22 protein-coding genes are annotated in these 22,845 nt (G+C 39.8%); 1 reads left to right on the forward strand and 21 read right to left on the reverse strand.

Features of this window, described 5'->3' with window-relative positions; all coding sequences use genetic code 11:
- Positions 1 to 108 precede the first annotated feature (108 nt).
- From speC to KH364_RS04725, 6 genes are all read right to left on the reverse strand, one after another.
- A complete protein-coding gene (gene speC / locus KH364_RS04700; RefSeq protein ID WP_273298807.1) occupies positions 109 to 2,283 on the reverse strand; it encodes an ornithine decarboxylase in 2,175 nt (724 codons plus the stop codon).
- Positions 2,284 to 2,398: 115 nt separating this feature from the next.
- The gene (gene lysS, locus KH364_RS04705) at positions 2,399 to 3,922 is read right to left on the reverse strand and encodes a lysine--tRNA ligase (RefSeq protein ID WP_273298787.1); all 1,524 of its coding nucleotides are present in this window, start codon (positions 3,920 to 3,922) and stop codon (positions 2,399 to 2,401) included.
- Between the two features lie 29 nt (positions 3,923 to 3,951).
- On the reverse strand, positions 3,952 to 4,425 hold the full coding sequence (gene greA / locus KH364_RS04710) for a transcription elongation factor GreA (protein WP_054747760.1): 474 nt from the start codon (positions 4,423 to 4,425) through the stop codon (positions 3,952 to 3,954).
- A gap of 123 nt (positions 4,426 to 4,548) precedes the next feature.
- Positions 4,549 to 5,535: a tRNA dihydrouridine synthase DusB gene (dusB, locus tag KH364_RS04715; protein WP_273298788.1), complete on the reverse strand. Its 987-nt coding sequence runs from the start codon at positions 5,533 to 5,535 to the stop codon at positions 4,549 to 4,551.
- A gap of 94 nt (positions 5,536 to 5,629) precedes the next feature.
- Positions 5,630 to 6,397, reverse strand: coding sequence for a type III pantothenate kinase (locus KH364_RS04720; protein WP_105081409.1), 768 nt, complete (start codon positions 6,395 to 6,397; stop codon positions 5,630 to 5,632).
- Positions 6,398 to 6,406: 9 nt separating this feature from the next.
- Positions 6,407 to 7,381 (reverse strand): biotin--[acetyl-CoA-carboxylase] ligase, encoded by a 975-nt coding sequence (locus KH364_RS04725; RefSeq protein WP_105081408.1) that lies wholly within the window; start codon positions 7,379 to 7,381, stop codon positions 6,407 to 6,409.
- A 171-nt stretch (positions 7,382 to 7,552) separates the two neighbouring features.
- Between KH364_RS04725 and KH364_RS04730 the strand changes: the two genes are divergently transcribed.
- Positions 7,553 to 8,896, forward strand: coding sequence for a threonine/serine exporter family protein (locus KH364_RS04730; RefSeq protein WP_273298789.1), 1,344 nt, complete (start codon positions 7,553 to 7,555; stop codon positions 8,894 to 8,896).
- A gap of 145 nt (positions 8,897 to 9,041) precedes the next feature.
- On the opposite strand, the gene ftsH is transcribed toward KH364_RS04730, so the two are convergent.
- The 15 genes from ftsH to KH364_RS04805 all read right to left on the reverse strand — a co-directional run bounded on the left by ftsH (position 9,042) and on the right by KH364_RS04805 (position 22,802).
- Positions 9,042 to 10,970, reverse strand: coding sequence for an ATP-dependent zinc metalloprotease FtsH (gene ftsH / locus KH364_RS04735; RefSeq protein ID WP_009352663.1), 1,929 nt, complete (start codon positions 10,968 to 10,970; stop codon positions 9,042 to 9,044).
- A gap of 88 nt (positions 10,971 to 11,058) precedes the next feature.
- Positions 11,059 to 11,604 (reverse strand): hypoxanthine phosphoribosyltransferase, encoded by a 546-nt coding sequence (hpt, locus tag KH364_RS04740; protein ID WP_009352724.1) that lies wholly within the window; start codon positions 11,602 to 11,604, stop codon positions 11,059 to 11,061.
- Positions 11,605 to 11,627: 23 nt separating this feature from the next.
- On the reverse strand, positions 11,628 to 12,626 hold the full coding sequence (gene tilS / locus KH364_RS04745) for a tRNA lysidine(34) synthetase TilS (RefSeq protein ID WP_273298790.1): 999 nt from the start codon (positions 12,624 to 12,626) through the stop codon (positions 11,628 to 11,630).
- Positions 12,595 to 13,491: a phosphatase gene (locus tag KH364_RS04750; protein WP_273298791.1), complete on the reverse strand. Its 897-nt coding sequence runs from the start codon at positions 13,489 to 13,491 to the stop codon at positions 12,595 to 12,597. The genes tilS and KH364_RS04750 overlap by 32 nt, the downstream gene beginning before the upstream one ends.
- Before the next feature lie 95 nt (positions 13,492 to 13,586).
- Positions 13,587 to 13,988, reverse strand: coding sequence for a S1 RNA-binding domain-containing protein (locus tag KH364_RS04755; protein WP_054747754.1), 402 nt, complete (start codon positions 13,986 to 13,988; stop codon positions 13,587 to 13,589).
- A 67-nt stretch (positions 13,989 to 14,055) separates the two neighbouring features.
- The gene (locus KH364_RS04760; RefSeq protein ID WP_043006286.1) at positions 14,056 to 14,388 is read right to left on the reverse strand and encodes a septum formation initiator family protein; all 333 of its coding nucleotides are present in this window, start codon (positions 14,386 to 14,388) and stop codon (positions 14,056 to 14,058) included.
- A 169-nt stretch (positions 14,389 to 14,557) separates the two neighbouring features.
- Positions 14,558 to 15,505 carry an L-lactate dehydrogenase gene (locus KH364_RS04765; RefSeq protein ID WP_273298792.1) on the reverse strand — a complete coding sequence of 316 codons (948 nt, stop codon included), beginning with the start codon at positions 15,503 to 15,505 and terminating at the stop codon, positions 14,558 to 14,560.
- Between the two features lie 313 nt (positions 15,506 to 15,818).
- On the reverse strand, positions 15,819 to 16,625 hold the full coding sequence (locus KH364_RS04770; RefSeq protein ID WP_273298793.1) for a hypothetical protein: 807 nt from the start codon (positions 16,623 to 16,625) through the stop codon (positions 15,819 to 15,821).
- Between the two features lie 145 nt (positions 16,626 to 16,770).
- A complete protein-coding gene (gene folK / locus KH364_RS04775; protein WP_273298794.1) occupies positions 16,771 to 17,241 on the reverse strand; it encodes a 2-amino-4-hydroxy-6-hydroxymethyldihydropteridine diphosphokinase in 471 nt (156 codons plus the stop codon).
- Positions 17,241 to 17,603: a dihydroneopterin aldolase gene (gene folB / locus KH364_RS04780; RefSeq protein ID WP_273298795.1), complete on the reverse strand. Its 363-nt coding sequence runs from the start codon at positions 17,601 to 17,603 to the stop codon at positions 17,241 to 17,243. The genes folK and folB overlap by 1 nt, the downstream gene beginning before the upstream one ends.
- Positions 17,603 to 18,439, reverse strand: coding sequence for a dihydropteroate synthase (gene folP, locus KH364_RS04785; protein WP_273298796.1), 837 nt, complete (start codon positions 18,437 to 18,439; stop codon positions 17,603 to 17,605). The genes folB and folP overlap by 1 nt, the downstream gene beginning before the upstream one ends.
- A complete protein-coding gene (folE, locus tag KH364_RS04790) occupies positions 18,432 to 19,001 on the reverse strand; it encodes a GTP cyclohydrolase I (protein ID WP_213467136.1) in 570 nt (189 codons plus the stop codon). Before folE ends, folP begins: the two co-directional genes overlap by 8 nt.
- 8 nt (positions 19,002 to 19,009) lie before the next feature.
- Positions 19,010 to 20,566 (reverse strand): ABC-F family ATP-binding cassette domain-containing protein, encoded by a 1,557-nt coding sequence (locus tag KH364_RS04795; RefSeq protein ID WP_273298797.1) that lies wholly within the window; start codon positions 20,564 to 20,566, stop codon positions 19,010 to 19,012.
- 111 nt (positions 20,567 to 20,677) lie between these two features.
- On the reverse strand, positions 20,678 to 21,817 hold the full coding sequence (locus KH364_RS04800) for an amidohydrolase (RefSeq protein WP_273298798.1): 1,140 nt from the start codon (positions 21,815 to 21,817) through the stop codon (positions 20,678 to 20,680).
- A gap of 46 nt (positions 21,818 to 21,863) precedes the next feature.
- Positions 21,864 to 22,802, reverse strand: a complete 939-nt coding sequence (locus tag KH364_RS04805; protein ID WP_273298799.1) for an LD-carboxypeptidase — start codon at positions 22,800 to 22,802, stop codon at positions 21,864 to 21,866.
- Positions 22,803 to 22,845: the final 43 nt, after the last annotated feature.

Raw genomic sequence — 22,845 nt, forward strand, 5'->3', positions numbered from 1 at the left:
TAAGAAATTTTTATTTTATGAATTTTTCTCATATCTGTTATGCCAATAACACAATCTATGCACCTAGTATAAAGTTATTTTTATGCATTGTCAATAACTATTTATGATTTACATTTCATATTCTTTTTTCAAGACATAACCGTATGCTTTTTTAGAGCCATCAGGTTGTTCAATAAGGTATACGCCTTGTATTTCTGGAGCAAATCCAGGCAATTGATTAATTCCTTCTTCTAAAGCAAGGAAGTAATCACAAGCAGTCCGAGACCATCGTTCTCCAGGCTGTACGCATAATACACCTGGTGGGTACGGCAAAGCCCCTTCAAGTGCAATTCGACCTTCCACCTCATCTAAAGGCACAAGCTCTCCCTTATTGCGTTGAAACTCAAAGTTTGCCTCTTGTGGATTCATTACATATTCTGGGAAGTACGCCTTGGAGAATAAGCGTTGTTGTAGAGTACTCACGTTTCTAGCTTTATAAAAATCATGCATTTCTTGACAGAGTTGGCGAATATGATAACCTTTATATTTATCTATATGGCTATAGTAAATCGACGGTAACACTTCTTCCATAGGGGCATTGCGGTCTATAAGCTCTTCAAAACGCACAAGCTGATTGACTAATGCATCCATTTTCTTTTTAGATTCTGCAGGAGTCATAAGGAATAGAATCGTATTGAGATCACACTTTTCTGGAATAATTCTATTTTCCCGCAAGTAATTGGCCAATATATTGGCATGAATACCAAAGTCTTCATACGCCCCTGTTTCAACATTAATACCAGGCGTAATCAACTGGAATTTACAAGGATCGATAAAGTACTGCCCTTCACCATAGCCTTTAAAGGAATGCCATTTTGCATTTGGTTCAAAGGCAAAATAACTCACATCATTAGCCATCTCTTGTGTATTGCCTTCTTCCCACTTCTTACCATGTACTATAGGTGCTACCAAAGGTCTCAGATATTTGCAGTGGCTTAATACCGACTTACGGGCATCAATTCCTACTTCAATACATTCACGCCACAACTGTTTTCCCAATTCACCTTCATGCATTTTGGCATTTACATCGAGAGATGCAAAGAGTGGATAAAAAGGGGATGTGGAAGCATGCATCATAAAGGAGTTATTAAAACGCTTATGATCTACATAACGGTCTTGTCCTTTGATATGTTTATCTTTCTTATGGATTTGAGACGCTTGAGAGAAGCCCGCTTGTTGCTTATGTACAGATTGAGTCACTAAAATTCCAGGATCATTAGGACCTAGCTCTAATAATAAAGGACTACAATCTTTCATCATAGGAATAAACTGTTCATACCCAACCCAGGCAGAGTCAAAGAAAATATAGTCGCACAAGTGACCTATTTTATCTACTACTTGGCGCGCATTATAAATCGTACCATCATAGGTACCTAATTGAATAACGGCTAGCCGAATTGGACGGTCTGCTTTGGCTTTATTAGGATCCTTCTCACCGATTAAATTTCGAATATAGCTTTCATCAAAACAACGTTCTAAAATACCGCCAATAGAACCAAACGGATTCCGTGCGGTCTCTAAATATATCGGTGTGGCACCGGACATAACGAGACCGCCATGGCAAATAGATTTATGATTATTGCGATCATATAAAATAATATCGCCTGGCGTTAAAAGAGCATTGAGTACTACTTTGTTGGCAGAAGATGTGCCGTTTAATACAAAATATGTTTTATCCGCATTATACACTGCAGCTGCATGAGCCTGCGCATCATGAGCATAACCTTCGTGGATTAAAAGATCACCAAGCTTTACATCGGCATTACAAAGGTCTGCACGGAAAATATGATCTCCAAAGAAATCAAAAAAGGCACGTCCCGTAGGATGCTTAGCAAAAAACTGTCCCCCTTGATGTCCTGGGCAGTCAAATTGAGCATTGTTATCTCCTACATAATCAGATAAGGCCTTAAAGAAAGGGGGCAAAATCAAAGCTTCATAGCTTGCTACAATCTGCTCTATCGTCCCTTTATAGTCATTTATGCTAGTAGATGTAACATCTATTACCGCCCCAATTCGCTCCATATCAAAAGATATAGTATGGGATGGATCTACTACCATTACAATAGCAGGTATTCCAAACGAACGGATTTGCTCATTATCGAGTACATCCATTTCAGAGGCGCTCACCACAACGGCACCTATGTTGGTAAAATCCGTTTCATTAATAGGTATGCATGTACGGTCCTCGATAGAACTAATCCAAGGTTTTACACTATCGGTAAAAGCAATTTTTAAATGTTTCACCATAGCCTCCTCTCTTCATGTCAATACTTTATATGCTTATAGTATTTAACGTAGTACATTATGGTCATGTAAAAAAGCTCCCTACTCAAAGAATAGGGAGCCTTTATATGTTAGATTATTCAGCTGCTTCTTCTTCAGCTTCAATATGCTTAGGAGCTTCTGGTTTCATCAATGGGAACAACAATACATCGCGGATGGATGCAGAGTCTGTTAAGAACATAACGAGACGGTCGATACCAACACCTAAACCTGCTGTTGGAGGTAAACCGTATTCAAGAGCTGTAACGAAGTCTTCATCCATACGGTGAGCTTCATCATCGCCAGCTTCGCGTTCTTTCAATTGATCCAAGAAACGTTGTTTTTGGTCGATCGGGTCATTTAACTCGGAGAAGCCGTTGGCCAATTCACGACCATAAATGAACGCTTCAAAACGTTCTGTAGCCAATGGATTTTCACGACTTGCTTTTGCAAGTGGAGAAATTTCTTTTGGATGACCATATACGATAGTTGGTTGAATCAAGTTTTCTTCTACATAATCTTCGAAGCAAGCATTTAAGATTTTACCAATACCATCATTTTCTGTGTATTCTACATTTAAACGATCTGCAATAGCACGAGCTTCTTCAACAGTAGTTACTGCATCAAAGTCTTCACCAGTGTATTTTTTTACACCTTCTGCCATTGTGATACGGTTCCAAGGTGGAGTCAAATTGATTTCAGTACCTTGGTATGTGATTTCTTGTGTACCTAGAACCTCTTGTGCACAGTAGGACACAAGGTTTTCTGTTAAGCGAATAGCATCCTCAACATCGCCATACGCTTGGTAAGATTCGATAGTAGTGAATTCTGGATTATGACGGTTGTCGATACCTTCGTTACGGAAACAACGGTTCATTTCGAATACGCGGTCCATACCACCAACGATCAAGCGTTTGAGGTACAATTCTGGTGCAATACGCATGTAAATATCGATATCAAGCGCATTGTGGTGAGTGATGAATGGACGAGCTGCAGCACCACCAGGGATAGCATGCATCATTGGTGTTTCTACTTCCATGAAACCATCACGCATCATGTATTCGCGAATTTTAGCAACGATTTGGGAACGTTTTACAAATGTATCACGAACTTCAGGATTTACGATCAAATCAACATAACGTTGACGGTAACGAAGTTCTGTATCCTTTAAACCATGCCATTTTTCTGGCAATGGACGTAAAGATTTAGATAACAAAGTTAATTTGTTAACTTTAATTGTAACTTCACCTGTATGAGTTTTAAATACATGACCTTCTACACCGATGATATCACCGATATCAAGCATTTTTACGTATTTATAAGCCTCTTCGCCCAATACATCTTTACGGAAATATACTTGAATATCCCCAGATTTATCACGAACATTAGCAAATGCCGTTTTACCATGGGAACGGATTGTCATCAAGCGCCCTGCAATAACTACAGGTTGACCATCATATTTCAAGAAGAACTCATCTTTAATTTCTTTTGCATTATCTTTTACAACAAAACGTTGACCAAATGGATAGATGCCATCTGCTTCGTATTCAGCCAATTTGTCGCGGCGAATTTGCATTTGCTCATTCAGCTCTTCTTGTACATTTTTAATTTCTTCACTCATGTTATCGCCTCTTCGTCAGTAAATGTAAATTATTGGATTGCTAACACTTTGAATGTTACAGGACCATCTGGTGTGGAAACCTCTACTTCATCACCTTTGCGTTTGCCCAAAATAGCTTTACCTACAGGAGATTCGTTAGAGATACGATTGTTAAATGGATCCGCTTCAGAGGAACCAACGATAACATATTCCAATTCATCATTGTACATCGTATCAAGTACAACAACTTTACTACCTACAGATACAACATCGCCCTTTACGGACTCGTCAATGATTTTCGCCGTGTTAATTTTATTTTCTAACTCTACAATATGACCTTCGATGAAAGCTTGTTCATTTTTTGCATCATCATATTCAGAGTTTTCACTGATATCGCCATATTCAATAGCTGTCTTAATACGTTCAGATACTTCAATACGACGTACAGATTTATAGTACGCTAATTCTTCTTCTAATTTCTTTAAACCGTCGGCGGTAAGTAATGTTTCTTTTACGTCTGCCATGGGTACCCCACTCTTTCTACATATAAATAATAAGAAAAAGTGCCATAGTAAGATGACACCTTGTCTTTTGTTTCTAAATTATCTCAACCATTATATAAAAATACTATTCATTTGTCAATCTCACTACATTGCAGCCAGTATTTTACGGTATGATTCCAGCTCATCGTGAAAGCTTGTTACAGTATGAATTGTATTCACACGATTGCGCCAATAGGCAGATTCAGGAAGTCCCTTCATATACCACCCTGCATGAGTTCGTATTTCCTTAACGGCCATACTTTCACCCTTATATTGGCATAACAAATCAAAATGTTTTAATAGCATATCGAGACGCTCAATATCGGTAGGTGCCGGTAATATTTCACCAGTCGCCAAATAATGGTGAATACGACCAAAGATCCAAGGATTCCCCTGAGCACCACGGCCTACCATTACCGCATCACAACCCGTTTCATCAAGCATTTGCTTTGCATCTTCAGGCTCTACTATATCGCCATTACCAATAACCGGTACAGATACAGCCTCTTTTACAGCCTTAATATAAGACCAATCAGCATGCCCACTGTACATTTGCTCCTTAGTACGGCCATGTACTGCAATAGCCGCCACACCTGTAGATTCGATGCGCTTAGCAAAGTCCACAACATTGATGGAATCACTATCCCAACCGATTCGCATTTTTACGGTTACAGGCACATCGACGGCCTTAACCGCAGCCTCTGCTACACGAGCTGCTAAATCTGGATTTTTCATAAGCGCAGAACCATCACCAGAGGTTACTACCTTTTTCACAGGACAACCCATATTAATATCTACAATATCAGCACCTGCATCAGCTACTACTTTTGCACCTAACGCAATTGCTTCTGGATTGGAACCAAAGATTTGCATAGATACAGGGCGTTCTACCTCTTCAATACGCAACAATTCATGAGTGCGCTCATTTTTATATTTAATGCCCATGGCGCTGACCATTTCGGTGCAAACCATGGCGGCGCCATGCTCTTTAGCAAGTAAGCGATAGGCAATATCGCTTACCCCTGCCATAGGCGCTAATATGGCTTGACCATCAATTTTGACGGACCCTATTTGCCACTGTTTATGATTCATATAATTCTATATCCCCTAACAAAAAAGGTACAGCATAAGCTGTACCCGAATGTACACTACTTCGTTACATATACGTAACTATATTATAGTAGCATTATTTATTTCTTTCGTAAATAAGGCGTAAACCTTCTAGTGTAAGCATAGGCTCTACATGGTCAATGCAGTCTGTAGCACTGCTGATAAGCTGTGCCAAACCACCTGTAGCCACTACAGTTACGTGGTCGCCCATTTCTGCTTTCATGCGCGTTACGAGACCCTCTACTTGGCCTACATAGCCGTAGAACATACCAGATTGCATAGAAGATACGGTATTCCGGCAAATGACTTGCCCTGGATCTCTTACTTCAATACGTGGCAATTTAGCAGCCCGTTGGAAGAGAGCCTCCGCAGAAATTGTTACACCTGGAGTAATAACACCGCCCATATAATCGCCATTACCTTGTACTGCACAATAAGTAGTTGCTGTACCAAAGTCAATAATAATCAAGTCACCCTTGTATTTTTCATGAGCCGCTACAGCATTTACGATGCGGTCCGCACCAACTTCACGCGGATTATCATACTTAATAGCAATACCTGTTTTAGTACCAGGACCTACGATAAGAGGATTCACATTGAAATAACGTAAACATACACGTTCTAAGGTAGGCATCATTGGAGGTACAACAGAAGAAATGATAATATCTTTAATATCTTTCACATCAACCTTGCGATCGTGGAAGAACAAGTTCATCATCAACATGCCATATTCATCAGTGGTACGAACCCGATCCGTGGAAATACGCCAGTGACCTACAAGCTCTGCCTTGTCGTATACACCTAGAACAATGTTGGTGTTCCCCACATCAATTACTAATAACATGAATGCCTCCTATTTACGCGGACGAATTGACACGTCCCCTGCCATAACACGTTTAACAGTCCCATCCGGGATTCTTACTAATAAATTACCATCTTCATCAATATCGGTGGCTACCCCTTCATAGGTATTACCAGGAGCGCGAACCTCGATTTCTTCACCGAGAGTCACCGATAATTGACGCCATTCATTGAGAGTTTCCTCAAAGCCGCTATCAAGAACATCATAATATTGATGCTCTAAGGCTTCTAATATAATTCTAAATGCTTCCGTCCGCTCAATATCGATCCCTTCCATCGCGAGGGATGTAGCAATTAATTTTAATTCTTCTGGTAGTTCTTCTTGTTTTGTTTTAACATTAACACCAATGCCCATCACAATATGAGAGATTTCCTCCATAGAGCCGGACATTTCTGTTAAGATACCTACCAATTTACGGCCATTCACTAAAATATCATTAGGCCACTTAATACCCGCATCAGTGAGCCCCATTTTATGGAATGCCTTTGTTAATGCCACTGCGGCCATCAAAGTACACTTTGGTGCTTCTACAGGCGCAAAATCAGGGCGCAAGATAAGACTAAACCATAGACCTTTACCAAATGGAGAATACCAGCCACGAGATAAGCGACCACGACCAGCTGCTTGCTCTTCTGTAACGACAACAGTACCTTCTTCAGCACCTTGTTGAGCTAATCGACGAGCCTCTAGGTTTGTAGACTCTGTAACATCCATATAAACATATCGTTTGCCAAACACATCGGTCTTTAAGATTTGCTTCATGGCCAATGGACTTAACAAATCAGGTTCCTCCAATAATCGATACCCCCTCTTGGTATAAGATTCTATTTTGTAGCCTTTTTGACGTAACGCCTTGATATGTTTCCAAATAGCTGTGCGCGAAACATGGCATGCTTCGGACATATCTTGTCCCGATACGAAACTACCTTGGTTTTGTCTCAAGAATTCTAGCACTTCATCACGCATAGTTTAGAGCCCCTTTCTTTGTCAACCTAGGTTTACAATTCGATTGTACAAGTGTCCCCTATAAAAAGCAAGGATTATTTATAGTAATTAATGATATAATACATATAGTATTAAGTTATACCGTATGTAAAAGATAACAATAGTATAATCTATCATTATCTGGGGAGATATATGAAACAATTTACATTAGAAGAAAAAAATGAAGTTCTTGAGAACCCGTTTATTCATATTCATAGAAAGCTCGATGTTCTATTAAACATAGGCAAACTACTCATGGAATGTGGTGCCGATACAAATCGAATCATTGAAGAAATGCTTAAAGCCGCCACATTTATGGGTATTCCTCATGATTATTTAAATATACATATTTCCTATACTACGATTATGATCAATTTACTGCATAAAGAACGATCTATTACCGTATTTAGAAAAACACCTGTCCATGTACCCAATATGGCCATGATTAATGCAGTATCTAAACTAACTTGGCGAGCCTTTGAACGACATTATTCACTTACAACTTATGAACATTTAATTTCAAAATTAGATTCCACTATTCCAGTATATCCTGATTGGATAAAGGGTATTGCTTGTGCCCTCGGATCAGCAGGCCTTGCCTTTTTATATAGTGGCGATATGATAGCTTTTATTGTAACTGTTATTTGTTCTCTAATCGGTTATTTTGGTCGTACCTTATCGGTACGCTTTGGTTGCAATGAATATGTAGGCATTACAATTGGCGGCTTTGCTGCCATGGTTTCTGCCTATGGTTTCTATTCACATATTGAACAAGATTCGTTAGTTTACGTTCTTGTTTGTTGTACCTTATTTATGATACCTGGTGTACCGCTTATAAACTCCGTTATCGATACCATCAACAACCATATTTTATCGGGAATTACAAGAGCTATTAGAACGATCCTTATCGTTGGTAGCATGACCTTAGGCATGGCAATGGCTCTATACTTTAGCCCTATGCCGGCCTTTAGCTTTGTAGATATTAAGCCTCATGTATTATCGATTGAGCAAATTATAGGGTCTTTTACAGCTGCTGCTTCCTTTGCAGTACTCTTTAACGCTCCTGTCCGATTACTAGTATCCATTGGCATTGGCGGTGTATTATGCGTATTTATCCGCAATTTATTAGCTGTTGAATTTGGCTTTTCCATTCCAGGTGCTACCTTTGTAGGCGCTGCTGTAATGAGCGTAATTTATGTAAAAGTTTCTACGTGGCTTAAAACATCTAGCACAATCATCATCGTCCCATCTGCCATAGCCTTAATGCCTGGCATTTTATATTACAGATTCCTCTTTGATATTCTTCATATCGATGCACTATCAGAATCTGGTTTACTTCATATGGTTCAAAACGGTGTAACAGGCATCCTCACTATTGTAAGTATTGCGGTTGGTGTAGCCATACCAAATGTACTGGCTCAAAAATATTTGAAAGCCCGAAAAGAGCGTAGAATTCAACAGCACTTGGCAACACGTCATATTAATGATGGCCAATAGCTAATCCTCACCAACTACATTACGAGCTTCACTATATAGATAGAATACTAAGTACTATAGCTAGTAATAGGTAATTATAATCAAAAGAACACATATAAAAAGAGCTGGCCCTCAACGAGGCCAGCTCTTTTATTTAGATATCTCATTATTTGATTTCATTAGAAGGTGTTTCACTAGGAGCATCCACTGTAGCAGTGTTTTCTTTAGCTTCAACCACCTCTGGTACTACAATACCTGCCGCTTCTAGAGCTTCTTTAGGCTCCTCAACTTCAGGAGCTTTCGTTGTACCATATTTATAAAGATTATCTACAGCTTTAGAATCGATTGTTTCTTCTTCTAACAAAGCATTTGCCATGTCATGTAAGAATTTTTCATTTTCGCTGAGAAGTTTTGTTACATCTTTGTACGCTTCTTCTACAATACGATGAATTTCAGAGTCGATTTTTGCTGCAATCTCTTCGCTATAGTTGCGTTCGTGTCCAAGGTTTTTACCCAAGAATACTTGTTCTTGTTGTTCACCAAATACGATAGGACCAAGCTCATCGCTCATCCCCCAACGCGTTACCATCGCACGAGCTGTATTCGTTACGCTTTGAAGGTCACCAGAAGCACCTGTACTGATTTCATCTAGGATTAAGGCCTCTGCAATTCGACCGCCAAGAGCTACGCGAATATCTGCCAATAATTGAGATTTTGTTTTGTAATTTTGTTCCTCTGTAGGAAGCATCATAGTGTAACCACCTGCTGCGCCACGAGGAATGATCGTTACCTTATGAACAGGATCTGCATGAGGCAACAAATGTGCCACAATAGCATGACCAGATTCATGGTACGCTGTTAACTTGCGGTCTTTCTCGCTCACAATATGACTGCGGCGTTCAGGACCCATGCTAACCTTTTCACTAGCTTCTTCCACTTCAGCCATAGTGATAACTTTTTTGTTAAGGCGAGCAGCCAATAAAGCCGCCTCATTTAACAAGTTGTTCAAGTCAGCACCAGTAAAGCCTGGAGTTTTCTTAGCAATTGTTTTCAAGTCTACATCGTCAGCTAATGGCTTGTTACGAGCATGTACTTTTAAGATTGCTTCACGACCGCGTAAGTCTGGACGACCTACGATAACTTGACGGTCAAAACGACCTGGGCGCAATAGCGCTGGGTCAAGAATATCTGGGCGGTTTGTAGCAGCAATAGTAATAATACCTTCATTGGCACCGAAGCCATCCATTTCAACGAGCAATTGGTTCAATGTTTGTTCACGTTCATCGTGACCACCACCAAGACCTGCACCACGTTGGCGACCAACCGCATCAATTTCATCGATGAAGATGATACATGGAGCATTCTTTTTCGCTTGTGTGAAAAGATCACGCACACGAGATGCACCAACACCTACGAACATTTCTACGAAATCTGAACCGGAAATCGTAAAGAATGGTACCCCTGCTTCACCAGCAACAGCTTTAGCAAGCAATGTTTTACCTGTACCTGGAGGTCCAGCGAGCAATACACCTTTCGGAATTTTAGCACCGATAGTTGTAAATTTGCCTGGATCTTTCAAGAATTCTACTACTTCTTCCAATTCTTGTTTAGCTTCTTCAGCACCTGCTACATCTTTGAAGCTAACCTTTACATTACCTTCACCCATCAATTTAGCACGGCTTTTACCGAAGTTCATCACTCGGCCACCGCCACCTTGTGTTTGTTGCATGATAAAGAAGAACAATACGACCAAGATGATAATAGGAATAGCAGAACCTAACAGGCTCATCCACCAAGCTGGTTGCTCAGGTGGAGCTGCTGTGATTTCTACGCCATTATCTTGTAATGTTTTAATTAATGTTTCATCACTAGGCGCATAAGAATTGAACTCTGTTCCATTTTTTAGTTTACCTTTAATACCGTGATCATTGGTAATCGTTACGGACTCAACCTTTTTCTGTTGTACTTGTTGAATAAATCCTGTGTAACTAAGTTCAGATTTATTCGCACTTTGACCAGAGAAAGCGTCAATGGCGATAACGAAAGCGGCAATGATAAGTAAATAAAGGACGATATTTTTAGTAAATCGACCCAAAATATTACCCCTTTCAATAGTAATTTAGTTGTATAAACGAATTGAGTACATCTCATTGAGAGATGCACTCATATATTATATCATATTTTTAATTTTGATACATTTCTTCCTTTAAAATACCAATATAAGGCAAGTGACGATATTTTTCCGCGTAGTCTAAACCATAACCGATAACAAAGTAGTCAGGAATGATAAAGCCTACATAGTCAACCTCTACGTCCATTTTACGGCGCTCAGGTTTATTTAATAACGCTGCAAGACGTACGCTTTTAGCGCCACGAGCATGTAAATTTTCTAGCAAGTAATGTAATGTTGTACCAGTATCAACGATATCCTCTACAACGAGTACATGTTTACCCTCTACAGAGCGATCCAAATCTTTTAAAATTCGAACTACCCCTGTACTAGTTGTACCACTGCCATAACTAGAACAAGAGATGAAATCAAAACTTACATCTACGCTGTCATCAATAGCGCGTGCTAAATCTGTAAAGAATACGATAGCACCCTTTAATACCCCTACAAGCACAACGGATTCATTTTGGTAATCTTTACTAATCTCTTTACCTAGTTCCGCTACACGTGCTTTTAATTGTTCCTCTGTATATAAAATATCTTTTGCATCTTGATGCATCTATATGACCTCCACGATTCATATTAATGTTTGCAATATACCTTTATTGTATCACATTGAGCGGTTACTTTTATACTTTTTATAGTGAAAGTTTTCGCTTCTCCTGTGTTAACAATATCTAGTAATTGCTCTTGATGAGCTGTAGTAAGCGTTATATCAGAGTCAATAGAACTCATCAAACGCTGCCACAAACGACGTTGTATGGCTACTGGTTCCTTTCGTAAGGCCTTACGAGATAAACGCATTTCATTTTTATCAATAGTCACTAATCGCTCAAAAGCTTGTACCGTCAAATTAGAAATTACTACTAAATCTTCACTTACAGAACTTCCTAATCTAGCGATAGCATCTACTACATTAGGGTTAATCGATTCTAACTCCGGTATAATGCGATGCCGAATTCTATTTCTCTGATATCGAATATCATCATTTGTAGAATCAATACAATACGTAAGCTTTCTATCGACTAAATAAGCTAATAATTCCGCTTTTGTAACATCTAATAAGGGTCTAATCACAGGAATGTCATAGTCATTGCTGACTACAGCCATACCTGTTAGCCCATTTAATCCTGTACCTCTAATGAGATGCGCTAGAATCGACTCAGCTTGATCGTCCTTATGATGAGCTACTGCAATATAATCATACCCCTCAGACTGGGCTATTTCATTTAGCCATTGATAGCGAACTCGTCTACCAACGGTCTCCTCAGATAGCTTTAGGTCTTTACTCAAGGTAGGCACATCAAAGGCAGTTGTATAAAACGACAACCCTAATGCATCTACCTGATTTCGAAGCCATAGAACCTCATCTTTACTTTCAGGGCGAATAGAGTGGTCTACGATAGCAATACCAAGCTTATATTTTGTATGGCGATGCGCAGCAATGTCTTGTAATAAATGTAATAAAGCCATCGAATCTGGACCACCAGAACAAGCTATCAATATACGGCTATGTTCAGGAAATAGCTTATGTAATTTTAAAGTGTGATTAACGCTTCGAATGAGTGCTTTCACATTCACGGGCCATCGCCTCCATACCATCTTGGTCACTCACAAATACATGAGGCACCTCATAAGCGTCCATAAAGGACGTTAAAATCTCCGCACCGGCTACGATAATATCGGCACGACCGGCAGGTAATCCTTTGACTTGCAATCGCTCTTCACGGCTCATGTAACGCAATCTCATAATGATGCCTTCCACAGTCTCACGGCTCAATTTATGTCCTTGCACCTTAGTGCCATCATAATCTTCTAACTTTAAATCGATAGCCGCCAAGGTCGTTAACGTACCCCCGATACCAATGAATTCACCAAACTCCCCTTCAATCATCATCGGCTCCCACAAGAATTGAGTTTCTTCCCACACACGTTGAGGACCTTCGTCAGACATAGATTGAAGGCGTACAGCCCCTACAGGATAAGATCGGCTCCAATAAACGCCGTCCTTATTGCCTAATGCTAGCTCTGTACTACCGCCACCGATATCGATAGTTGTATAGTGACGGCCATCATTCAACTGATCCCCTAAGGCGCCATTAAAGCCATAAATAGCCTCTTCATCGCCCGAGAGAATACGCCATTCCATCGGACAATATTCGCTAATGCGCTCCATAAATTCAAGGCCATTAGCTGCTTCACGAACAGCGCTCGTTGCAAAACCAAAGCAGTATTCCGCTCCGTATTGGTCGGCTAATTTCTTAATATCCCTGAAAGCTTGATATGATGCTTCCATCGATTCAGCACGTAATGTACCATCTGTATTTCGCTCTCCAAGACGAGTAGTCCACAACTGTTTTGGCTCGTAATGCCAAATTTTATTTTCATAAGTAGCTAATAATAAGCGTACTGAATTAGATCCAATATCGATAATTGCTAACTTCATAATCGCTCCTTGCATACAGTAGTATCAACCTAATACTACTGCCCCTTACTATTTTATACATAAGTAAAGAGATGGCAGAAAGCCATCTCTCACTATTAATCTCGACGACCGCCTCGGCCTCCGCGTTTACCTTCTGTATTGCGTTTTAAATCGTGCAGGCGTTCATTGCTATCGCGCAAAAATGATTTCATCTTCGCTTCGAAAGCCTCTGCACTTTGTTTAGATTGAACTCGACGAGGACGTCTTTCTTCACTTACCACTTCTTTAGATTGTGTTTGACGAATAGAAAGACCAATTTTATTGCCGTCAATGGATAAAACCTTTACCTTTACAGGATCCTCAACCTTTAATACGGTATTAATATCTTCGACATACCCATGAGCTACTTCAGAAATATGAACTAACCCTGTTTGTTTCTCTCCTAAATCAACAAATACGCCGAATTTTGTAATACCAGATACGGTACCATCTACAATGTTACCAACTTCGATTGCCATGCAACCTCCTAATTAATGCGGAAACCTCAAACTACACAATAAAGCGAATCAAAAATTAAATTCTTACCTATTTTACATATGGTACTTCACCAGGCTTAACTAGGCCTAATTCCTCACGAGCCACCCCTTCAATGGTCTTCGGATCTTGTAACTTAGCCTTTTCCTGCTCTAATTCTTCATTTCGCTGTTTTAATTCTTGCAATTGTTGCTCTATATGTTGTTTTTCTTGATATACAGCCACCAAGCGATAGGCCTGCCCTAACAATAGCAGCACCATAATCCCTATGCCAATTCGCTTGATCCACATGAGGATAATACGCTGATCCTGCGCTTTGCGATTAGGGCGAACCCGTTTGCGCGGCCTTTTTGGACGTTGTACTTCCATAGTGTCCTGAGTCATAATGTCCCCCAAAAATATTCATCATCTGTATATTGTCATTCCTAAATTATACCACATAACATAGCTTGGGACTAAATAATATTATAGATATTTCTCTAGAAAAACAGAGTGCAATTGTATATATGTATACAAAGGCACAGTTATGTATACATCTAACGATAAGCTATATTTACATACTTTCTGCCTTAGTAGCATGTTCACGAATAATAGCACAGGAAGCTTTAAATAAAGTTAACTCTTCAACAGTAAGTTGTAGTTCTAAAATATCTTCAATACCACCTTTACCAATAACAGCAGGAGTGGACGCAAAAATTCCGCTTTCTCCGTATTGACCATCCAAGTAACAAGAACAAGGAAGTACCTTCTTTTCATCGTGGAATACAGTGCGAATTAGTTCAGTAGTAGCGCTAGCAATGCCAAATTCTGTAGAGCCTTTACCGGCTAATACATGGTAACCACCAATCTTTACATCATCTAATACTTGTTGATGATCAAGTGTAGGGAATCTATGAGGTAATTCCTGTTGTAACTGCTCCAAGGGCTTACCTTGAACGCATACGTGAGACCACGGCACCATAGCACTACCACCATGCTCACCTAAACAATAAGCCGTAATAGAGCGATTACTAATGTTGAAAATATGAGCTAATTCTTTTTGGAGTCGAGCAGAATCTAATGCTGTACCTGTAGAGATAATGCGCTTAGGATTCCAATTTAAATGTTTACATAAGTAAGTGGCCACCACATCTGCAGGATTTGAGATTGAAATAATAAACCCATCAAACCCAGATTGTTTAATACGAGGAATAACGTCCTTTAATACCTCTACCGTGTCACCAAGACTTTCTAAACGATCTTGATACAAATTTGGCAAAGGTCCTGCACTAAACACGAGAATATCACAATCTCCACAGCCCTCAATAGGGCCTGCAGTAGCTATTACTTTATGGGGAATATAGCTAACCGCATCATTAATATCCATAGCTTGGGCTTTCGCCTTTTTCTCATCAATATCCATCATATATAGCTCATCAACTTCACCTTGCAACGCAAGAGAAAAAGCTACATGAGAACCTACGTGACCAGTACCAATAATACCTACTTTACGCAATTTCATAAGAGCCTCCAATTATTAGCGAGTAAATGATAAAACCTTAACCAATACTAATGTATCGAAATCAAATACTCAATATCTAAATACTTTATATCAAAATTCCATATGTTCTATTCAAATTATAGAAAATCATATGATTTAAAGAATACATAATTATTATATACCCATTTTTAGAAAATCTATTAAAAGTACTGAAAAAGACTGTTATATAAAATGTACCCCAAAATTATGTCCAAATTTTAGGGTACATTTCATATAACAGTCTCTCTATATTTAGTTGTATCTAGTAAAGAAACTGACCACAACAAAATCGCACTTATAAAGCCATATCTTCAAGGTTAAGAGGGAATAAGTCTTTATCCTCCATCACTTGTGGTGATTTTTCTAAATATTGTTTACGCATAGTCCATAAAATTTCTAAATCCTTAGGATCTAGTTTAGATAGCGCATATATCATAGTGAAGTCTCCGCCATAATGGCCACGTAAGCTATCTGGTACGCCTTTAGGCCCTTCACCGCCAAGGCGATTATTAAAGAACCCCTGCAAGCGACGATTATCTAAATCAATAATAATAAAGCCTGACGCATCATATACATATAATGTGTGGTTTATACGTTTTAAGGCACGTACCGTATTCGTAATAAAATACTGGTCCTTCATATCGATAAGAGATGATTCATAACCAGAATGGTAAAAGTCACCATAATAATGAGCCCCTCTATCAGTAGACTCTAATAAGCCTTTTAATTCGTTCTGCTCTTGAGTCGTAAAATCAGATAAAGTTTTTACCGACTTAATATCGCGTAACCCCCGTTGGTAATCATCAGTCTTAGGTGGTTCTATATGCTGACCTCTAAAGGTAATTGGCATAAGGCGAAGCGTATTATCAGCTAGGTTATAAATCCCAAAACCTTCGTAACCCAAGAAATAAACTTGTGAATCAATGGATTTCATCGCTAATATTCGTTTTGAAATAATGGCATCACTAGAGTTGACTAATGTATGCGCTTCCGGATCTATACGCACTGTTTTGGTATCGTAGTTGACTCCTACCGCAAGCCAATAGGATATCCCCACTACAATCAAAGCCAGCACACATAAACCGATACGTTTTATATTCATTTACACTCCCTATGAATCCCCAATCATAAAACGTAAACTCATGTACAATATGTATCGTATTTACTAGTTCATTAATCTTAGTATTTACTAGTTCATTAATCTAAGTATTTACTGGTTCACTAATCTTAACACATAGATCGCTCTTTTATTCATGTAATTGAGCTAATCGCTCATTAATTGTCATATCTTTATAGGTAAAAGTTGGCAACAACTCATATAGTGGTTCTAATACAAAGGAGCGATCCCAAAAATGTGGATGTGGCACAACGAGTGTTGCATCATTTAAAGAAAGCATAGCACCTTGTGAGTCGTAAGCTAAAATAATATCTAAATCTAGCGTGCGAGGCCCCCAATGAATCAAACGTTTACGGCCTGCCCCTTTTTCAAGACATTGAATTAGACCGAGCATTTGATGAGGATCTAAAGTACTTTCACAAAACCACATGCCATTAACAAATGTATCTTGCTCCGTATATCCCCACGGCTCAGTTTCAATAAGCGTAGAACTAATTACCTTAGAAATAGCCTCATGTTGCTGCAATGACTGAAAGGCAGAATGAATGTAGCCTTTCTTGTCCCCCATATTGGAGCCTACACTGATGTAATAGGTATACATCAAACTTGTCCCCTTGTAGCTACAACCTCAACATAATCTAAAATTCCTGCAATTGGTACAGATGGCTTCCGCACCGTTACAGATAAACCTACGATACCTTGGTAATGTTGATACAATGAATCCGCAATAAGCGCCCCCAAGCGCTCCAATAGATTACGTTTCTCACCAGTCATAACAGATTCTACAATTTCATATACTTCTACATAATTGATAGAGTCCTCTAGCAGATCACTTTGACCAGCCTTGGTAAGATCTGTTGTAATTTCCACATCTACAAAAAATCGTTGACCTTGTGCTTGTTCAGATTCCAAGTTCCCATGGTATCCATAGAAGGCCATATTTTTCAAAACGATTTTATCCATTATTCACCTCGTAATAGGCCATCCGCGACTGCTAAAGCACGCTTATGCATCTTCACGTTGTGAACACGCACCATATCAACGCCTTGGAATACACCTGTAATACAAGCGGCTACAGTGCCTTCATCGCGTTCTTCTGGTGGCAAACCGCCCAACATAGACCCGATAAAACCCTTACGGCTAGGTGCCAACAAAATTGGATATTCATGAGCTGTTAACTCACCTAATCGCTGCATAACTTCAATATTTTGTTCTTCTGTTTTACCGAAGAAGCCAATACCTGGGTCGAGCCAGATTTGTTGAGGTGTAACCCCCTCTTTTAACGCTTTATCGATAGCGCAGAAGAAGAATGCTTTCATATCCTCAATAATATCGCCATAGTTTGTATCATTACTATTGTGCATGATAATAACAGGCACCTTGAAGTTAGCTGCTACCGCCGCCATATCAGGATCATAATGTAGTCCCCATACGTCATTTAAAATATGCGCCCCTTTAGAGAATGCATATTCAGCTGTTTTAGCGTGATATGTATCGATAGATACAGGAACTGTAGATGCATGTAATACAGGGTCAATTAATAGAGACAAACGCTCAATTTCTTCATCTGCCGTCAATGGTGTAGAACCTGGTCGTGTAGATTCAACGCCTAAGTCAATAAGGTCCGCACCATCTTCAATCATTTGCTTTACATGTGCTGCTGCTGTCTCTGGCGTGTTAAATAAACCGCCATCAGAGAAGGAGTCAGGTGTACCATTGAGTATGCCCATAATAAGGGTACGATCGCACAAAGATAAACTTTTGCCATCATTCCATGTATAATTTCTACGTTTAAACATTTACCTGTCCTCCACCTAACATTGCTAACGCTTCGTCTCTTAATGTGCCTTTTTCGGCTAACACGCCTCGGCTTTCTAAGGTAATAACCTTTGAATCTTGCTGCATGGTACCTTTGATGAGCATACACAACTGAGTCGATGTAATGCGTACAAATACGCCATGAGCGGATAAATCATTCATAATAGCATCTGCTAATTCAGATGCCAACCGCTCTTGTAATTGCGGTCTACGGCTAAGAATATTAACGATATCTTGGAACTTGCTAAGCCCTGCAACACACCCATCCTTAGGTTGGTACACAATATCTACAGTACCAAAGAAAGGTAATAAATGATGCTCGCACATGGAATAAAATGGAATCCCTGTAACCGCCACAAGACCTTTATAGTCTGTGCTAAAGGTTTCTCCCCATGCAGATTTTGTATCTAATCCTACGCCACTGAATAATTCACTATATAATTCTGTTACACGACTTGGTGTCTTCTCTAACTCTGGTGCCTCTGTATCAACAGATAAAGCCTCCAAGAATTGCTTTATCCCGTCCTTTGCACGTTGATTCATCGGTCCTCCTAAACGATTTTTGTCGTCCAATCCTCAATATTCCAAATATCCGTAACCCAACCTTGATAGAATTCAGGTTCGTGACTTACTAGTACAATAGTACCTTTGAAATCACGTAATGCACGGCTCAACTCTTCCTTCGCATATACGTCTAAATGGTTAGTCGGTTCGTCTAAAACTAACACATTGTACTTATTCTGCATGAGTTTGCATAGGCGAACCTTAGCATTCTCACCACCAGATAATACACGCATTTGAGATGTAATATGTTCATTCGTAAGGCCACAACGAGCAAGGGCTGCACGCACCTCTGCATTGGTCATAGCCGGATATTCATTCCAAATATAATCTAGCGCTGTTTCAGAGTTGGATGGTGTATCTTCTTGAGCAAAATAGCCAACTTGTAAGAACTCACCTTTTACCAACTCACCACTCACAGGTTTTAATAAACCTAGAATAGTTTTTAACAACGTTGTTTTACCTAAACCATTGACGCCGCGAATGGCGATTTTTTTATTTCTTTCAATTTGAAAGTCTACTGGTCTAGTTAACGGTTCATCATAACCTAATTGTAAGCCAAAAGCCTCTACAATGAAGCGGCTTGGTGTACGACCTTCTTTAAAGCCAAAGGTAGGCTTGATATACTCTTTTGGTTTTTCCAAAATTTCCATCTTCTCTAAGCGTTTTGCTCTAGAGTTTGCCATACCACGCGTCGCTACACGAGCTTTATTACGTTGAATAAAGTCCTCCATACGCTCAATCTCTTGTTGTTGACGCTCATAAGCCTTGGCAGCTTGTGCCTTTTTCACTTCGTAAGCAGCTTGGAACTGATGATAGTCACCAGTATATCGAGTAAGTACTGCTTGCTCAATATGATAAATGACATTGACTACGGAATTTAAGAACTCCATATCATGAGAAATCAAGATGAACGCATTTTCGTAGTTCTGCAAATAGTTTTGCAACCATTGAATATGCTCTACATCAAGATAGTTTGTCGGTTCGTCCAACAATAAAATTGTTGGTTTCTCTAGTAATAGTTTAGTAAGTAAAACTTTAGTACGTTGACCACCGCTGAGCTCTGTAAGATCTCGATCTAAGCCGATATCTGTAAGGCCCAAACCAGAAGCTGTACGCTCAATAACCGCGTCAATTTCATAGAACCCACGTTGTTCAAGAATTTCTTGCCATTCCCCAACTTGCTCGAGGAGCTTATTCATTTCATCTTCGGACACATCGCCCATGCGATTGTAGGCATCGTTAATATTTTGCTCCATAACGAACAAATCATCGAAAGCCCGTTGTAATACATCGCGAATAGTCATGCCCTTTTCGAGCACTGCATGTTGATCCAAATAACCTACTGTTACTTGGTTGGACCATTCAATTTTACCTTCGTCAGGCGGTATTTTACCTGTAATGATATTTAGGAACGTAGACTTACCTTCACCATTAGCACCAATAAGGCCTACGTGTTCGCCTTTTAACAAACGGAATGATGCATCATCTAAAATTTGTCGCGCTCCAAAACCATGGGTTACATTTGAAACGGTTAAAACACTCATATCTATCTCCACCGGAATAAAAGCCGTCTTGTTGAAGACGGCTTGTTTCATACTTACTTAAATATTATATCTATTGTACCTTTTTGACCTCTATATGTCAAAAATTGAACATCACTTACACATGGCATAACGCAAGGCTACAACAGCCATAATTTTAGCCCCCTTAATAGCTTGTGCCAATCCATAATCAGAACCGGCCGCACAAGTGAACTCTGGCGTATGTGCTTCTAAGCCTAATCCAATCTGTAATGTAGGCTGTGCCGTAGGCACCTCATAGGATACATTACCTACATCAGTGCTACCATCCGCTTCATCATCAGGCAATATACGAGGTGTTTCACCAAACTCAGTCATCACATTTTTAAAAAGATCTAATAACTTTTTATCTTGACGCATATCCTTAAAAAGTGGCTCATAATGATGCATTTCAACTTGAGCGCCATAGGATGCTCCGATCTCTTGCGCAGCCGCTTTGATAGCCGGCAAAATAATACTTTCTAAATCATCCACCGTACGCCCCCGTACAGTCATGCGAAGCGTAGCCTTAGGAGTTACTACGTTTGGTGCCGTACCAGCTTCGGTAAAGATAGCACCTACAATAGCACCTTTAGGGAAGGTTTTCTTTAACTCTTTAACTCTTTGATAAAGATCTACAGCACAATCTAAGGCATTGATACCAGAATCAGTAAGTGATGCTATATGACAGGAACGCCCATGGAAGGTAACCTCTAGGGGATGCGTCGCTAATGATGTGCCACCCACCTCATTTTCACCGCCTGGGTGAATGATGAGCGCCGCCTCATAGCCCTTAAATAAACCGGCCTCAGCCATGTATACTTTACCACCAATAGTTTCCTCTGCAGGACAACCAAAGAAGGTCGTTCCCCACGCTTCTGGTGCACTTTGACTAAAGGCAATAGCCGCCCCTAAACTCATCATAGCAATGAGATTATGTCCGCAACCATGACCGAGTTCTGGTAATGCATCATATTCACCTAAAAAGGCTATTTTATGCTGTGCAGAACCGTTATAGTCACCCCGTAACGCCGTTTGTAACTCTGGAAGATCAGTTAGCCCTACTTGAGATGTAAAATTATGTGTTTCTAAGAATTGGTTAATTACCTTAATCGCTTTATGCTCGTCTAAGCCCAATTCTGGGTTATCGTGTAAATATAAAGAGACATCGCACAATTCCTCAGCCATACTATCTATGATGGCACAGGCACGGGCCTCTCGTTCTTGTAATGTCATAACTCCCCTTATTGTTATTTAATATCTGTAAGCTAACATTTGTCACCTATTTCGTATAAGGATGAACGATAATAGTATTAGAAATATATCTAAAACTAATCGTTGCTCCTAATGGCAAGGTTTGATGCGGCGAGCCATGGCCTGTTGGCACATAGCACACAAAAGGTTCTGGTAATTCAGAATTCCGATTTTCCTCCATGTACCGCAGCGCTTCATAGCCCAAATCATAATCAACTTCATCTTCGTCGCCTTCACAATTTGTAAAAGTACCGATGACTAAACCTTTAATGCGGCTCAATAAACCGCTGAGACGAAATTGTTGCAACATGCGATCTAGCTTATAAGGAGCCTCACCTACATCTTCAATGAATAGTAAGGTATTCTCCCAAGACTCATCCTCTAAAAAATAAGGTGTTCCCAATAGCATAGATAGCATTGTCATATTGCCACCGCGTAAAACCCCATCACCAAGGTCAGTGCCAATGGCACCTCGAGGTGGTTCAGGTAATGGTTCAATAACTTGTAATTTACCTTCTAAGGTATTAAATAAGGCATCAATATCTGCTTTTCGTTCAGGCTTAAAATCTACACCCATTGGCCCATGATACGTAATAAGCTGGCTATATCGGTTAATAGCCATATGAAGTGCTGTACAATCGCTATAACCAATAAAAGCCTTACGATACTTACGAATCGCTGTATAGTCTAATTGTTCTAAATACCGCATCGTACCATACCCACCACGCAAGGCCAGCACCGCATCACAAGGGGCTGTAGTCATCATATATTGAAACTCTGTAGCTTGCTCCTCAGGAGTACCACCATAGAGGCCCTTACGATGTACACTATCACCCCATAATACCTTATAGCCTTTTGAGGCACAAATTTCTTCTATTTTATGTAAATCTTCATCGCTTGCACTGGCAGGTGCCATAATACCTATGGTCATTCCCGATGCTAAACGTTTTGGTTCAATCCAGTTCATATATCCTCATAAAATACAACAAAAGACGTACACATAGTGTACG

Origin of the sequence: Veillonella sp. oral taxon 158, assembly GCF_018376515.1 — a bacterium.
Taxonomy (GTDB): domain Bacteria; phylum Bacillota; class Negativicutes; order Veillonellales; family Veillonellaceae; genus Veillonella; species Veillonella rogosae.